The organism is Sphingobacteriales bacterium, from assembly GCA_016719635.1.
In the GTDB taxonomy this organism is placed as follows: domain Bacteria; phylum Bacteroidota; class Bacteroidia; order Chitinophagales; family JADIYW01; genus JADJSS01.
This window is the reverse complement of record JADJYT010000003.1, coordinates 84933-101186: the sequence shown is the minus strand read 5'-3', so window position 1 is coordinate 101186 and position 16254 is coordinate 84933. Positions and strand designations below refer to the sequence as shown.

Below are 16254 nucleotides of genomic sequence, written 5' to 3'. Positions count from 1 at the left end.
GGTGTCTTTTAATTGTTCAGTTCATTTAAAAAAAACAGTTTTAAATCTGCTAGATTCCATCTTTTACTTTCAAACTGTCCGATGTTTTCGCCTTACTCCAGGTTCCGCACCCGTCACCGACATTTTTACCGGTATTTCTGTTGCAGGAAGCTGCAAAAATTATAGCAGCTGCAAAAAGCACCGACAGGATTATTTCTTTAGTGAATTTCATACGGGGTAATTTATATTGTAAAGTTATTCAAACTTCATCACTTCCGAGTTATCGAATTATAAAAGTTATTAAAACAGTGTATAAAGAAAAGACTTTCAGCAATGAAAGTCTTTTTCTTTGGTAGCCCGTAGGGGAATCGAACCCCTGTTTGAAGAATGAAAATCTCCTGTCCTAACCCCTAGACGAACGGGCCGTTCTCTAAAAGCGAGTGCAAATATAGAAACCTTTTCCATTTTTTACAATACCATCACCGATATTTGTTTTGTCAAATCATTAATTCTGACTTACTTTGGATTTTAATTAGAAAAATATGCCAAAACCAAGAATTGCAGTTAACGGATTAGGACGGATAGGCCGGCTGGTATTTCAAATCTTATTTGATAAGGGTAATGTGGATATCGTAGCCATTAACGATATTGCACCCAATGATGCGCTGGTGTATTTGCTGAAACACGACACCGCTCAGGGAAAATGGGATAGACAAATTACTGCAAAAGAAGATCAGCTTTTTGTGGAAGGCAAGGAAATCATCAGCACCTCGATAGCGCAGTCCAAGGATTTACCATGGAAAGAGCTGGATATCGATATCGTGATTGAATGCAGCGGCAGGTTCCGCGACCGGGTCAGACTGCAGGAACATATTGATGCCGGTGCCAGGAAGGTTGTCATCTCTTCACCGGCTGATAAGGAGGTTAAGACAATCGTGTTGGGAATCAATGATAATCTCCTGTCGAACGAGGATACCATACTTTCTAATGCCTCTTGTACAACTAACTGCCTGGCGCCCATGGTAAAAGTGATACTGGATAATTTCGGACTGCAGCATGCCATCATGAATACCATTCATGCTTATACCGGCGACCAGAAGCTTCACGACAGTATCCATGGTTCTGATTTTCGCAGGGCAAGGGCAGCGGCACAAAATATAGTACCAACCAGCTCCAATGCCAATAAAGCACTGGAATGGGTGATTCCTGAAATAAAAGGGAAGATTAAGGGAGGTGCTGTTCGTGTTCCTGTTATCGTGGGTTCATTGACGGAGTTATATTGCTCTTTAGAAAAGCCGGCTTCGGGTGAAGAATTCATTAGGGCGTTTAACTATGCCGCTTGTGGTGCCATGAAAAATATATTAGCTTACACGGAAGATCCCATTGTTTCCTCCGATATCATTCATTCTCCATATTCCTGTATATTTGACGCAGGTCTAACACAGCAGGTAGATAATTTGGTAAAGATTGTTGGCTGGTATGATAATGAATATGGATACGCCAGCCGTTTGGCGGAACTGGTGGAGAAAGTAGCGGCATTCTAACCCACCTCGAGGGTGGCCCCCACCCTCGAGGTGGCACTGTTATTATTTTTTCCTAATTTTATAGCACTAATAACAAATAATACCTCACTTTCATGCAAACAGTAGATTCCACCAATTTTGACAATAAACGCGCTCTAATCCGTGTTGATTTTAACGTACCATTTGATAAAAATTATGCTATCACCGATGACACACGTATTAAGGCGGCATTGCCGACTATCCGTAAAATTTTAAATGACGGCGGAAGTGTGGTATTGATGTCCCATCTCGGACGTCCACTCAAAAAATTAAAGGATGACGGAACGATTGATGTGGGAAAATTCACCTTAAAACATATTGTATCGCATCTGTCAGATTTATTAAACAGGAATGTGAAATTTGCAGACGACTGTATCGGTGAGGAAAGCAGAAGGTTGTCTTCATCCCTGACGAAAGGGGAAATATTGTTGCTGGAAAATACACGTTTTCACAAAGAAGAGGAGAAAGGAGATGATGCATTTGCCGTGAAGCTTTCACAACACGGAGATGTATATGTTAATGATGCTTTCGGATCGGCACACCGTGCCCATGCCAGTACAACCATTGTTGCCCGTCATTTTTCAAATGAAAATAAATGCTTTGGATACCTGATGGCGGCTGAAGTTGCGAATGCAGACAGGGTGCTGAATAAGGCGGAAAAGCCGTTTACAGCCATTTTGGGCGGCGCCAAGGTTTCAGATAAAATTTTAATCATCGAAAATCTATTAAACATTGCTGATAACATCATTATCGGTGGTGGAATGGCCTACACTTTCTGCAAAGCACAGGGCGGTAAAATCGGCAACTCGCTGGTAGAAGAGGATAAACTCGATACGGCTGTTGAAGTGCTTAAACGTGCCAAAGAAAAAGGGGTGTCAATATTATTGCCGATTGATTCAGTCATTGCCGATAAGTTCGATAACATTGCAAATATACAGATAGCGAACAACATGTCTATTCCGGATGGCTGGATGGGGCTTGATATCGGCCACGAGGCGATTTTGGCATTTGAGAAGGTGATAAGAAACTCCAGAACGATTTTATGGAACGGCCCGATGGGTGTTTTTGAAATGGATAATTTCCAAAACGGTACCAAAAGTATAGCGGTGGCTGTCGCACATGCCACTCAGGAAGGTGCATTCAGCCTGGTGGGCGGCGGCGACAGCGTGGCGGCTGTCAATAAATTTAACCTCGCGGATAAGGTTAGCTATGTCTCTACCGGCGGCGGAGCCTTATTGGAATTCTTTGAAGGAAAAACATTGCCGGGAGTAGCAGCATTGTTATAATGCTACCAGGTGATTTGCAGCTTTGCATTAAATCTTCTTGAGGTCAGGTAATTCGGAATCGCCCAAAGTTGGTTGTCCGTATCTTTTATCCAGCGGTGGGAGAGTGTATTGCGAATGCCTAAAATATTGAAGACTTCAAAACTAAACCAGATTTTATCGAATTTACTTCCAAAGCTGTTGGGTTTCTTTACGGCACGTCTTTCTCCGCTGAGCAATAATGCGGAAAATCCGATATCCAGACGCCGGTAAGGAGGCGCTTTCAATACATCCTTATACCTTTCCCGATCCGGAGGGCCAAACGGCAATCCGGTACCGATAACCAGATTTAAATGTACCTTGAAGCGTTTGTATTTTTCCAGATAATCCTGAAAATATAAGCTGACAAACAATGCCTGGTCCGTTGGACGACGTATATTTCCCGGGAAATTGGTCAAAGTATCTGTTATGGGATTGGGGCTTTGAGTCGGTGAATTGAATATAGCTCCCGTACTATCCCGGTAGGTGAGGTAAGAATCATTTTTCAGGTTCTCTTTGGTGCTTAGATAGGAAATTGTAATCCAGGAATCTGCTCCCTTTATCATTTCGCCGAACAAGCGAATGTCAAAACCTGCGGCATAACCTACGGCGTTGTTTTGAGCAAAATAACGGATACGCACATCTGAAATCTCATAAGGGTTCAGGTTGCGTAAATATTTGTAATAGGTTTCAACGGTTAGTTTGAAAGGACGTTTTTTAATCCTGAAATTATAATCGGCACCCAGCACAACATGATACGACTGTTGCGCTTTCAGGTTTCTGTTGATGGCACCGTCAAAACCGCGCATCTCCCGGTAGAAAGGGGGCTGTACATACATTCCGCCGGCTAAACGGAACGTGACGTCGCCTTTTAATTTTGGGTGATAAGCCAGCTGCACTCGCGGACTGACCAGAAATTCTCTGTTGATATTCCAGAAATTATAACGGATACCGGCGGTAAGTATCAAGGTAGTGGAATCTCGGTTGATGATATTCCAGGTATCCTGAAAATAGCCATGCACACGGAAAGAGTTTAAATTATTTTCAGATTTTAAACGATAAGGAAACACGATGCCAGAACCATTGTTAGGGATAGAATATCCGGATGAGTCTATGCGCTGCCACTCACTCAACTGGTCGTTGATTTTCTCGTACTGAAAAGTGGAACCCCATTCCAGTAAATGTTTTTCCCTGATGTTGTATTTACCCGTGTGGGTAAAGTTGGTGACAATGGCATCTAATTTATTTCTTGCCCAATCCTGAAAGGTGCCGATTCCGAGGTTTGCTCTTACGTTCCCGAAGTTGTCACTTTCCGGATCGATTTCTATCTCATCGAGGGAGTAGTAGCCGGTAATGTTGAACGTTTCACTTTCACGCATCTTCCAGAACGACGACATGAATTTTAAACTGAGTTTGGTATTGGGAATGAATTTGTACGAAAGACCCACCATGGTATTGTCAAAACGGTCTTTCTCATTTCCGTCAAAATCTACCAGAAAACGAATCAGCTTATCGAAGGTTCCCGCCCGTGTTTCCTGTGTCACCGGCACAAACTTAAAATCATTGAATGAGTGATTCACTAAAATTTCAATGTCGTGTTTTACAGATGGCTTAATATGAAAATCGGATTGCAGGTCGAAGAAGTTGGGGTTGTATTCCCCCTTTTTATCAAGACTTCCCAGCAGATATCCGTTGGATTTGAATCGTGTGCCAATCAGGTAGGTAAACTTCTCATTTTTGGTCGCACCTTCCACATGGGCGGTTACTCCCAATAAACTGGCCATCACAGAGCCTTTGAACGTAGTGGGAGATTTGTATTTGATATTGAGTACAGACGACATTTTATCGCCGTATTTCGATTCAAAGCCGCCTCCGGAAAAGGTGAGCTTATCCGTCAAATCAAGGTTTGCAAAACTCAATCCCTCCTGCTGTCCGCTGGAAATAAGGAAAGGCCGGTATATCTCAAAATCGTTCACATACACCAGATTCTCGTCATAATTTCCGCCGCGGACGTTATATTGTCCGGAAAGTTCATTGTTGGATTGTACGCCCTGTCCCATTGTCTTGATAAGCGTGCCGATATCGCCGGTGGGGTTGGGAAAATACTCGGCACTTTTCGCATTGATGACGGATTCACCGACTTTGCTTCTGCTGGCTTTTATCTCTACGGTGTCAATAAGGGTTGCATTCGAAGGAAACTGAATGTCTTTAAAGACGCTCACCTTATTGGTCGGATATAAGACAATATATTTTCTGCCTAAATCTACACTGCTGAATTCCACCACACAGGAGTCTTCGTATTCCAGTTTTATGGAGTAGAAACCTTTGCTGTTGGATGTGGTTCCGTTATTGGTGCCCGACTGCAATACGGATACGTTGGAAACAGGATTATCATTTGCATCTGTAATCTTTCCTTTCAGCACCAGACTTACCTGGGCATGTATTGAAAAATAGAACAGCGAGCATAAAACAGATATGGAAATTTTGGACAGCATTCTTTCTATTAACGGAAACCGTTACACTATATTTTTTAAGGTGTGAATCGTTTGTACCGGAAACTCTGAACGGAATACGGCATTGCCGGCCACCAGGACATCCGCTCCGCATTCCACTAATTTCCGGGCATTCTGCAGCGATACGCCTCCGTCAATTTCTATTAATGCGCTGGAGTTTCTTTTTGTGATGAGGTCTTTCAGTCTCGATATCTTTTCGTAGGTATTTTCAATGAATTGCTGACCGCCAAATCCCGGGTTGACGCTCATCAGACATATCAGGTCAATATCCCGGATGGTATCTTCCAGCAAAGATATGGAGGTATGCGGATTGACCGCGACGCCTGCTTTCATGCCCGAACTGTGAATTTTCTGTATAGTGCGGTGAAGATGTGTACAGGCTTCTATATGTACCGACAAAATTTCAGCACCCGCATCTTTAAATGCATCCACGTATTTGTCAGGCTCCACAATCATCAGATGCACGTCAAATGTTTTGGACGTTAGCGGTCGCATCGCTTGTATGACGGGAAATCCGAAGGAGATGTTTGGAACGAAAACACCATCCATCACATCAATGTGGATGAATTCGGCTGCACTGTCATTTAGAAATTCAAAGTCTTTTTGTAAGTGGGCAAAATCAGCCGACAGCACAGAAGGAGCAATGATGGGTTTATTCATGCATTAAAGATAAAAAGTTATTTGTTATTAGTTACAGGTTCTTTTGCACTTATGAGGAAATTTATTTAAATGCACTTTTTATTTATTTCATTTTGTATGTAATCAAATAAGCCATTGATGGTACTTGTAATTTCTGCTTTGTTATTCGTTGGATTTATAGCTAATAACAATGCTTTTCTCATCTCCATTTCTTTATTGGGATGATATTTGCAAAATACCTCATAATTCAGGTATAAATCTCTGGTGTAGCTGTTGTCTTTAATCATCACCGTCTCAAAAGAAGTTCTGATTATTCTTTTCATTATCCAGGAGCAGATAGATTTGATTTCATCCTCATTTTCCTCCGTTTTTAATTCTTCAGTAATGTTTTGTACATCTTTATTAAAATCACCGGAATGAGAATAGGCATCTTTCCCTATTTTAAAATTCCTGATTTTTTCAATAATATTATTGCCGAAGATACAACCACATTGTGTCTTTAATAAAAACTGAATTTTACTGTCTGATACATCATCTTGTGTTATGAAGAAGAATTCAATGCCATTTACAAAATGGTATTTTGTTCTGATCTTTTCATCTGTTATAATTTCAAAATCATCAATATTTACAGCTTTATTTTTTAATAAAACGACGAAATCCATATCTGAAACAAATGGAATGGCAATACCTTTAGCAACACTTCCTCTTATATAAATGCTGTGAACATTATTTTTGAAATGGGAAAGAATTTCATTTTTGATCTCATCCAATACCGTTTTATATTCACTTTGCTGGATTGGAATTATACTGGAATTTTGTATTTCACCGATATTATTCACTATATGGAACTTACCTGTCCGTTTAATTTCCATCAAGTATCTATTGTATATTTTGTTATTATTATACCTTAATTCAGGTAAGACTTCAGTTCTTTGGTGATGGCAAACCGGCGCATCTTTCGGATGGCTTTATCTTTCAGTTGCCTTACACGTTCGCGGGTGAGGTTCATTTTGATACCTATTTCATCGAGACTGTAGGATTGGTTGAATTCGTTCAGGCCGAAATAGTATTTTACAATTTCCACCTCCCTGTCTGATAGTGCCTGAAGGGCATGTTCCAACTCATCGTGCAGCGATTCATCGATCAGATTCCTGTCCGGTGTGGCCATCGAATTATCGGTCATCATATCCAGGCTGGTGGTATCGTCATCCTCTCCCAATGGGGAATCCACCGATATATGGAACGTCAGCGTTGCACGTAGTAAGGCCAGTTCGTCAGCCTTCATGTCCAACAGTTCAGCCAGCTCGTCATTGGATGGTTCCCGCTGATTTTTTTGTTCAAAGTCAACAATGGCACGTTGTATTTTATTGTAAATGGTAGCTTTGTTCATCGGCAGACGAACCACCCTCGGTTGTTCAATCAATGCCTGCAGAATGGATTGGCGAATCCACCATACCGCGTAAGAGATAAATTTAAATCCTTTGGTTTCGTCAAATTTGGTGGCAGCTTTTATCAACCCGATATTGCCTTCGTTGATAAGGTCGTTCAATGCAAGTCCCTGATTCTGGTATTGTTTGGCCACAGAGACCACAAAGCGAAGATTGGACTGGATCAATTTGTCCATGGCGGACACATCACCTTCCCGGATGCGTTTGGCAACTTCCACTTCTTCTTCTTCCGACATCATCGGAAGTTTGGAAATCTCACTCAGGTACTTGTCTATGGAGAAGCTGTCCCTGGAGGTGATCTTGGTGGTAATTTTTAGCTGTTTCATGTGTAGTTTTTAGGGGTATACAAATACACATGCTGCCATTACGACCACCCAACAACAAAATAAAGATTGCTTTTTGTATAGAAATGTCATAAGCAGCATTCAATAGTTCTAAACAAGATACGTTAAATTAGGAGAAATAGTTTCAATTATTTAACAAAATTTAGCACAAATACCAACTTTCAGGTATTTACAAAGTAAAAACTATAGAATTCTACTGCCTTAATGTCGATTCGTACAGTTTAGGACTGTTTTTCCGGTTTTGGCAATAAAACTTTGCGGCTCAGTTTGAATTTACCGCTCTTGGTATCGATATCCAGTAATTTGACCTGTATCTTCTCACCTTCGCTTAATACACCTTCCAGCGTATCCAGACGGGCATGAGAAACTTCAGAGATATGTAATAAACCTTGTTTTCCAGGCATAAATTCCACGAATGCACCGTATGGCATAATGGATTTCACCTCCGCTTCGTATTCCGCACCTATTTCGGGAACTGCTACGATAGCATTAATTCTACTCCAGGCTGCTTTCATATTATCCTTGTTATTAGATAATACGGTTACTTTGCCTATGCCTCTTTCTTTATTTTCCTCTATGGTAATGATGGTATTCGTTTTTTCCTGAATATCCTGGATGATTTTTCCACCGGGCCCGATAACTGCTCCGATAAATTCTTTCGGAATATTGATGCTTTCCGCTCTGGGTGTATGAGGTTTTAAATCCGGTCTGTAAGACGGCATGCATTGTTCCATCGCACTAAGGATATGTAAGCGGCCTCTCTTTGCCTGATTCAACGCTTCTGAAAGCACTTCAAATGAAAGTCCGTCTACCTTTAAGTCCATCTGCACACCGCAGATACCATCTCTGGTACCGGTTACTTTAAAGTCCATATCGCCTAAATGGTCTTCATCACCAAGAATGTCGGATAAGATGGCGTATTTGCCGTCTTCTGCAATCATACCCATAGCGATACCTGAAACATGCTTTTTAAACGGAATACCCGCATCCATCAGTGCCAGTGAGCCTGCGCAAACCGTAGCCATGGATGAGGAGCCGTTTGATTCCAATATATCAGATACAACACGGATGGTGTATGGATTTTCGTCTTCACCCGGCAGCATTTGCTTCAAGGAACGCATGGCCAGGTTTCCGTGTCCTACTTCACGCCTGGAAGTACCCCGAAGCATTTTCACTTCGCCGGTAGAGAATGGCGGGAAATTATAATGCAGTAAGAATTTACTGAAGGACAGTTCTTCCGCCTTGTCAATCATCTGTTCGTCTGTCTTGGAACCCAGTGTCACTGTTGTCAGTGACTGTGTTTCACCACGTGTAAATAAAGCAGAACCATGCGGGGATGGCAGTACATCCACTTCCATTGCCAGCGGACGGATTTCATCCGTCTTTCTGCCGTCTAATCGGATACGCTCATTCAAGACACAGTTACGGATGGTTGTCTTTTCCAGTTTGCTGTAGTAGCGGTTAAATAATTCCTGGTTGAAGATTTCGAGTTCTTCTTCCGGATAGGCAGCCATGAACTCTGCCTTGATTTCTTTCAATGCAGCCTTTCGTTCGTGTTTACCCATCGCAGATAAGGCGATTGCCTTGATGCTTTCTTCAGCGAAATCTTTGATTTTTTGTTTCAGTATTTCATCCTCTTCCGGAGCCGCCACTTCCCGTTTAGGTTTGCCACATTTTTCTTTTAATTCGATCTGAGCATTACATTGCTTGATGATCACTTCATGCCCCACCTTTATCGCTTCGATCAGATCTTCTTCGCTGGCTTCTTTGGCTTCGCCTTCCACCATCAGGATGTTGTCGATGGTTCCGGCCAATATGATATTCAATTCTGCCTTTTCCGCTTCAGCAGGAGTAGGGTTTACAACAAATTTCCCGTCAATTTTAGTGACACGAACTTCTGAAATCGGCACTAAGAACGGAATGGAGGAAATGCTTAATGCAGCGGAAGCTGCCAGACCTGCCAGTGAATCCGGTTCCACCGTTTCGTCAGCAGATATCAAATAAAGTAAAACCTGTGTATCGTTTTTGAAGTTGTCGGCAAACATAGGGCGTATGGCTCTGTCCACCAACCGGCAGATCAACACTTCATAATCGCTGGCACGGCCTTCGCGGCGGTGAAAACTCCCCGGAATACGTCCGGCAGAAGCAAATTTTTCCTGGTATTCTACGGTTAGTGGAAAAAAGTCGATGCCTTCTTTGGCTTCTTCTGCAGCTACTGCCGTAGCCAGAATCATGCAGTTGCCGCAACGAACAACTACTGCTCCGTCTGCCTGGCGGGCTAATTTTCCTGTTTCAATGGTAACTGTTCGTCCCGCACTGTACGCTACAGTCTGTGTATGTATATTGAATGTCATTATATATAATTTAATTGGATTAAATAAAAAAGCGAGGCGTGAGCCTCGCTGTATGCAGAGAAGGATTATTTTCTTAATCCCAGTTTTTCAATTAAAGCTCTGTACTGGACAATATCTTTGTGGGCAAGATACTTCAGCAAACGTTTTCTTTGTCCTACCAGCTTGTATAAAGAACGGGTAGAAGAGAAGTCTTTTCTGTTCGTTTTTAAATGTCCTGAAATGTGGTTGATTCTGTGAGAAATCAGGGCTACCTGAGCTTCTACAGAACCTGTGTTGGCAGCGGAGCCACCGAATTCTTTAAAAATTTCCTGTTTTTTTTCTGTCGTCAACATCATCTTGTTATTTAATGGTCGTCTAATTTTGAAGTGCAAAGATACGGATTTTCCATATTACCACAAAATTATTATTGAGATTTTGTGCATTAAGTAGTTTTTGAGGGGATAAGCAGCCTTCAAGCAGGGAATACAAAGTCAGGTAAATTGATTTATTTATTTAAATTACTAGTTATGAGATTGTTAGGCTGTAAAAAAAGGATGCATTCGTATTGATTTTTAGGAAAATAATGCCTGCTCAAAATCAGCGATAATGTCTTCAATATTCTCCAGCCCTGCAGATACCCGTATCAGTCCGTCGGTAATATTGTTTTGCTGCCGCTGTGCTTTCGGCACATTCACATGGCTGGTGGATGCCGGATGTGTCACCAGCGTATCCGCTGTTCCCAAGGATGCCGTTAACGTGCAGAATTGAATACCGCGCATGAAATTCATGCCGGCTTCCAGTCCGTCTTTCAGTTCAAAGCTCAGCATGCCGCCAAAGCCGCTCATTTGTTCTTTTGCCAGCTGGTGGTCGGGGTGCTGCTCTAGTCCGGGATAATTTACATGCGCCACTTTCGGATGCTGCATCAGGTATCTTGCCAGTTGCAGGGCATTCTTTTGATGTTGTTCCATCCGCAGCGGCAATGTCTTCAATCCGTTGTTCAGCAGGAAGGCCTCAAAAGGGGAGCAGATGCCGCCCAGCATTTTCTGTATGCCGTAGAGCTTGGTGGTGATGAATGCTTTGTCTTTGCCAATCAGTACACCCGAAGTGCCCGTGCCGTGCCCGTTCAGGAATTTGGTAGAGGAATGTACCACGATGTCAATACCATATTTTAGCGGCTGCTGAAAATATGGTGTCACAAACGTATTATCCACGATGGTTTTGATTCCTAAATTTTGAGCGATGGCGGCGAGGCCATCGAGGTCATAGGATGCCAATGTCGGATTGGCAGGCGTTTCGATATAGAGCAGTTTTATCTTTTCATCGTTGATGATGGCATCTTCCACATAATTCAGGTCTTTTAAATCGGCGTAGATGGTTTCAATTCCAAAATCTTTCAGAATGGTGATAAGCAGTTCGTTGGTGGTGCCGTACAGATTTCCCTGCGTGATGACTTTATCGCCTGTTTTTACAAAACCGATGATGGCGGCTGCAATGGCTGCCATTCCGGATGCAAATAACAGACCGAAAGCATTCAGCGGTTCCCCCTTCTCATCTTTCACCTCATAAGCTTCCAGAGCTGCTATCTTTTCCGCGACCAGTTTCACCGTAGGATTGCCTAAACGGGAATACGTAAACACATTTTCCGTTTTTCCGCCGCTTTTAAAAAAATCAAAAGCAGCTTCCAGGTTTTCATAACTGAAGGTAGAGGTGGCATAGATGGGCGGAACGTGGGCAGATAATCCGTCTATGACAGGATCTTTAACACAAATGGAGTGAAATCCTTTTTTAAAAGATGTATTCATGACTGTAAATGTAAAAAGAATATGGTGCAGGAAGAAGAGAATGCTACGAATTCTCATTCAGCAGCACCGCATACTAACTTTTATGAACAGCTGACAGGATAAGTTATAAAATTACAGCATAAATAACATGATTAAAATCATAGTTATCCTGAAAAAATAAAATCAACTTTAATACACACCATTCAATCACCCAAAAAACTTAAATTATGAAAAAGATGCATTTAAAGAATTTATTCCTTCTATTCTTCATCACGGCAGTCGCGCTAATCAGCGGGTGTAAGAAGAACAGTACTGAACTTGCCGACTATTCTGAAATCAAAACAGCCGACTGGCGTACCAAGATTGGTACAGAATTTACAGTGGAAGGATATTACGATGAAGTTGGCGGCATTGGGAAAATATACAACGATCCGGAAGATGCGGGCGTTGACGGTCCCACACGCGAAAACAAATACCTGTGGATTTACAAACCCATAGTGGTTACACATGTTCCGGACTATAGTGGTTTTATCGGCAGAAAAGTAAGAATCAAAGGCAACTTACTCGAATCCACTGATCCGTCACTTGTTACAACAGCAGCTATTTTCGGCGACCCCTCGCTGGCCGGAATTCGCGTTTCTGAAATTACTTTCATTGACAGTGTCAGCTATTTCAGAAGTCCCATCGTAATAAATGATTTCTGCAGAAGATTCCCTGCTGTATGTGAATCTATAATTTCTCCGGTCCAAACAAAGGTGGCGCTTCTATACAGCGGTGGCATCAACTCCGGCAATGCACATCACCGTTACTGGAATGACATTTATACATTGCATAAGATATTGGTGAATCAGTTTGGGTTCAGTGAAAAGAATATCATCGTAGTGTATAAGGCAGGTGTTGCAGATGACCATGCCGATGAGGCACCGGTAGACTATCCGGCTACTAAGGCTGGGCTGAACAGCGCACTGTCTGACTTGAGAAGTAAAATGGGCGCATCCACCAAGTTTTTCTGCTTCATCAATAACCACGGCGGCGGATATGAAACATCCACCGGTGACCAGTACGGCATCACTGATTTAGACGACGATGACACCAGAGCCGGTGTAACAGATCACAATACCGATGAAGTGATTTATTATTACAACGATGCCACCACTTTCTCCGATGATTCGCTGGCGGCAAAAATCAATACACTGACCTTTGGTACCGGTATATTCCTGTTGAAACCCTGCTTCAGCGGTGGTCTGGTCTGGGACTTAAGCGGTGCGAACAGGGTGCTTATTGCCGCCGGAACTGAATTTGAAGTGACGCATGCCCATGCACCGGAATATAATTTCGGTGACCTGACCTTCCACTTCATGGCTGCTATAACAGGCAACAAACCGGATGGCAGCGGTGCAGTAGATGCGGATTTGAATGATGATGGAGATGTGTCCATGTATGAGGCGTTTAAATACATTAATATACACCACAGGCCAGATGACCACCCTCAGTACGAAGACGATCCTGATGGTTACAGCACAACGACACCATCCAGCACCGGACTTGGTTCGACCGTGTTCTTATAAATATTGATATGGTTTATAGTAAAGGGCAGCGTACGCACGCTGCCCTTTTTTAATTCAGAGAAAGAATTTCAGGGTGTCATTTTTTTTAGTTCTGCTTCAAGCCTGTCAAAATTCTCTTCATTCTTTTCTGCAATAAAAGCGGACAGTCTCCCGCATTCTTCCGCATCGTTGAAAATCATCCGGAACACCGCCTTCGTCTCCTGGGCGGTGTGTGTTTCAAATGTGGTGACTACCTTGAAATGGGGTTTGGTAATGCGATCCCATGCTATCAGTTGCCGGTCATCTATCCGGGTAAAAACAGATTCGTTCGGATACTCCCTTCCATCAGGGCCGTGCATCACCAAAATCCACCTCCCGCCAACCTGCAGGTCGTATTGAAGTATGGTATTGGTAAACCCGTTGGGCCCCCACCAGTTTTTCAAATGGTCAGGGTCTGTCCATGCCTTGTACAGCAGGGCTTTGTCGCTGCGGAAAATTCTGGCACTGACGATTTCATTGTTCGGTTTGTTTTCCATGAGTCGGGATAGGGTTGGTTTTGAAGTGCGGACCACCGTTCAGCGCCATCAGTTTTTTACCGTTCAGTTCAAAATTCACGACCATGGGCGTTTCAGCGGTGATGGCTGCATTCTTAAACAGGGAGCAGTAAAAATCAGCGGCTTCTATTGCCTGTCCGTCAAACCACAGGCAGGGATAGTTAGGTTCGGTCATAACTTTCTGTTTTCTTTTCTGAAAATAAGGAATAATGCAGGATTTATCAATCTTTATATTGGATTATTTATTACACCCTCGAGGTTACACCGAACGAAATACGGTTTCTATTGATTTAAATGAATCCATGAAAAGTGTCGGTATTGCTAAGTGTGTTGCATTCAAAAATTTATCATACTGCGGTCGACAGGTCGGGGTTGTGTTTTTCCACCCTCGAGGTCGGGAAAAGGAATTAATAAATTATAAATAAAGCCGCCCCGGTTTTTTGATTTGTAATAAAAATGGTATCTTCGCACCTCAAATTCAGCAAATTAACGTGGTTGTTAACGATTTAAAACTCATTTCCGGCAGATGCACCCAGTATCTCTCGCATAAGATTGCGGAAAGTTACGGCCAGGATTTAACACCCGTCGAAGTGATGCAGTTCAGCGATGGCGAGTTTGAACCGGTGATTACCGAGAGTATCCGCGGCTCCTATGTGTTTTGCATGCAAAGTACGTTTGCCCCGGCAGACAACCTGATGGAATTGTTGTTGCTGCTGGATGCAGCGAAAAGAGCCTCAGCAGGTTATGTGGTGGCGGTGATGCCGTATTTCGGGCTGGCACGACAGGACAGGAAGGACAAACCTCGCGTAGCCATTGGTGCTAAACTGGTGGCCAATATGCTGGTGGCGGCAGGGGCGCAGCGTATCATGACTATGGATCTGCATTCTCCGCAGATACAGGGATTTTTCGATATTCCGGTGGACCACCTGGAAGCCAATGCCATCTTTACACCTTATATACAGGAATTGGGTCTGGACGACCTAGTCTTTGCTTCCCCCGATGTGGGCGGTATCAAACGCGCCAGAAACTATGCCCGCCAGTTCAACGCAGACCTGGTGATTTGCGATAAGTTCCGCTCAAAGGCCAACGAAATTGAGTCCATGAGCCTGATAGGGGATGTGACCGATAAAAATGTCATCCTGACGGATGACCTCATTGATACAGGCGGGACACTGACAGCGGCTGCCAATCTGCTGCTCGAAAAAGGAGCGAAGAGCGTGCGCGCACTGATTACGCATCCGGTTTTATCAGGCAAGGCTTATGAAAAAATTGAGGCTTCCGCTTTAACGGAGCTGGTGGTCTGTGATTCCATCCCGTTGAAACAGGTATCTTCCAAAATAAAGGTATTGTCGGTGGCACCGTTGTTTGCAAGGGCAATCCGCAATGCACACGAATTCAAATCCATTAATTCATTATTCATCAATAAAAAAAAGTAATTTTTTATGCAAACCATTACCATTAGCGGAAAAGCTAGAACAAACGTAGGAAAAACAGCCTCTAAAGCGGACAGAGCCGCAGGCCTTATTCCCTGCGTGATGTATGCGGGAAACGAGGTGGTACACTTCACATCAACTATCAGCGAGTTGAGAGGAATCCTGTACACGCCGAAATTCTACAAAGCCATAGTTGACATCGATGGCACCACCCATGAAGCCTTGTTGAAAGATGTACAGGCGCATCCGGTGACGGAAGAAATCAGACACGTTGATTTCCTGAAACTGCTACCCGGCGTGAAAGTAATCGCGGATGTTCCTATCAGGGTGGTAGGTACTTCACAAGGGGTGAAAGAAGGGGGTAAGTTGTTAGTGAAAGTGAGAAAGGTGAAAGTGAAATCCGCTCCTGAGAACATGAAAGACACCATTGAGGTGGATATTACGCCGCTGAAACTGGGGCAGTCGTTCAAGGTGAAGGATTTACCGGATCAGGGCTTTGAAATCCTGACCTCACCGTCCATTCCATTGGTATCCATTGAGATTACAAGAGCATTGAAAAGTGCCGCTACAGACGCTGCCAAAGCAGAAACGGCAGCTAAGAAAAAATAATCAGCTATTGACTGAACTGTCAGAGACCGGCTTAATGCCGGTCTTTTGTGTTTTAAATGCAGTCGTATTGATGTGAATCAAATACAGGGGTTGTGTGTATAAAGAGTTTTTACAGAAAGGTATAAATGTTTATATTTGTTAGTCAAAAATTACAAAAGCCGTTTGTATATCTCTCTGTTTTTGATAAATGCTGATGAAACGCAATTAAGAA

15 protein-coding genes and 1 tRNA gene are annotated in these 16254 nt (G+C 43.0%); 5 read left to right on the top strand and 11 right to left on the bottom strand.

The window, feature by feature from the left end; genetic code table 11:
• Positions 1-49 precede the first annotated feature (49 nt).
• Together IPM95_07200 and IPM95_07195 are read right to left on the bottom strand one after the other, a co-directional pair.
• On the bottom strand, positions 50-211 hold the full coding sequence (locus IPM95_07200; protein ID MBK9329089.1) for a hypothetical protein: 162 nt from the start codon (positions 209-211) through the stop codon (positions 50-52).
• A 118-nt stretch (positions 212-329) separates the two neighbouring features.
• Positions 330-404 (bottom strand) — tRNA-Glu (locus tag IPM95_07195).
• A gap of 117 nt (positions 405-521) precedes the next feature.
• On the opposite strand from IPM95_07195, the gene gap reads away from it, so the two are divergent.
• Both gap and IPM95_07185 read left to right on the top strand, forming a co-directional pair.
• Positions 522-1523 (top strand): type I glyceraldehyde-3-phosphate dehydrogenase, encoded by a 1002-nt coding sequence (gene gap, locus IPM95_07190; protein ID MBK9329088.1) that lies wholly within the window; start codon positions 522-524, stop codon positions 1521-1523.
• 92 nt (positions 1524-1615) lie between these two features.
• Complete coding sequence (locus IPM95_07185; protein MBK9329087.1) at positions 1616-2827, top strand: phosphoglycerate kinase; 1212 nt, start codon at positions 1616-1618, stop codon at positions 2825-2827.
• Positions 2828-2829: 2 nt separating this feature from the next.
• On the opposite strand, the gene IPM95_07180 is transcribed toward IPM95_07185, so the two are convergent.
• The 7 genes from IPM95_07180 to IPM95_07150 all read right to left on the bottom strand — a co-directional run bounded on the left by IPM95_07180 (position 2830) and on the right by IPM95_07150 (position 11921).
• The gene (locus tag IPM95_07180; GenBank protein MBK9329086.1) at positions 2830-5337 is read right to left on the bottom strand and encodes a TonB-dependent receptor; all 2508 of its coding nucleotides are present in this window, start codon (positions 5335-5337) and stop codon (positions 2830-2832) included.
• Between the two features lie 21 nt (positions 5338-5358).
• Positions 5359-6015 carry a ribulose-phosphate 3-epimerase gene (locus IPM95_07175; protein ID MBK9329085.1) on the bottom strand — a complete coding sequence of 219 codons (657 nt, stop codon included), beginning with the start codon at positions 6013-6015 and terminating at the stop codon, positions 5359-5361.
• Between the two features lie 65 nt (positions 6016-6080).
• A complete protein-coding gene (locus IPM95_07170) occupies positions 6081-6869 on the bottom strand; it encodes a nucleotidyltransferase domain-containing protein (protein MBK9329084.1) in 789 nt (262 codons plus the stop codon).
• Between the two features lie 32 nt (positions 6870-6901).
• Positions 6902-7768, bottom strand: coding sequence for a sigma-70 family RNA polymerase sigma factor (locus IPM95_07165; protein MBK9329083.1), 867 nt, complete (start codon positions 7766-7768; stop codon positions 6902-6904).
• A gap of 239 nt (positions 7769-8007) precedes the next feature.
• A complete protein-coding gene (gene pnp, locus IPM95_07160) occupies positions 8008-10140 on the bottom strand; it encodes a polyribonucleotide nucleotidyltransferase (GenBank protein MBK9329082.1) in 2133 nt (710 codons plus the stop codon).
• A gap of 65 nt (positions 10141-10205) precedes the next feature.
• The gene (gene rpsO / locus IPM95_07155) at positions 10206-10475 is read right to left on the bottom strand and encodes a 30S ribosomal protein S15 (GenBank protein MBK9329081.1); all 270 of its coding nucleotides are present in this window, start codon (positions 10473-10475) and stop codon (positions 10206-10208) included.
• A gap of 216 nt (positions 10476-10691) precedes the next feature.
• The gene (locus tag IPM95_07150) at positions 10692-11921 is read right to left on the bottom strand and encodes an aminotransferase class I/II-fold pyridoxal phosphate-dependent enzyme (protein MBK9329080.1); all 1230 of its coding nucleotides are present in this window, start codon (positions 11919-11921) and stop codon (positions 10692-10694) included.
• A gap of 206 nt (positions 11922-12127) precedes the next feature.
• On the opposite strand from IPM95_07150, the gene IPM95_07145 reads away from it, so the two are divergent.
• Positions 12128-13468, top strand: a complete 1341-nt coding sequence (locus IPM95_07145; protein ID MBK9329079.1) for a caspase family protein — start codon at positions 12128-12130, stop codon at positions 13466-13468.
• Between the two features lie 68 nt (positions 13469-13536).
• Here IPM95_07145 and IPM95_07140 read toward each other — a convergent pair whose 3' ends face one another.
• Positions 13537-13983: an SRPBCC domain-containing protein gene (locus IPM95_07140; GenBank protein ID MBK9329078.1), complete on the bottom strand. Its 447-nt coding sequence runs from the start codon at positions 13981-13983 to the stop codon at positions 13537-13539.
• A complete protein-coding gene (locus tag IPM95_07135) occupies positions 13961-14176 on the bottom strand; it encodes a VOC family protein (GenBank protein MBK9329077.1) in 216 nt (71 codons plus the stop codon). Before IPM95_07135 ends, IPM95_07140 begins: the two co-directional genes overlap by 23 nt.
• A 310-nt stretch (positions 14177-14486) precedes the next feature.
• Between IPM95_07135 and IPM95_07130 the strand changes: the two genes are divergently transcribed.
• On the top strand, positions 14487-15437 hold the full coding sequence (locus tag IPM95_07130; GenBank protein ID MBK9329076.1) for a ribose-phosphate pyrophosphokinase: 951 nt from the start codon (positions 14487-14489) through the stop codon (positions 15435-15437).
• 6 nt (positions 15438-15443) lie between these two features.
• The gene (locus IPM95_07125; GenBank protein MBK9329075.1) at positions 15444-16043 is read left to right on the top strand and encodes a 50S ribosomal protein L25; all 600 of its coding nucleotides are present in this window, start codon (positions 15444-15446) and stop codon (positions 16041-16043) included.
• Positions 16044-16254 lie beyond the last annotated feature (211 nt).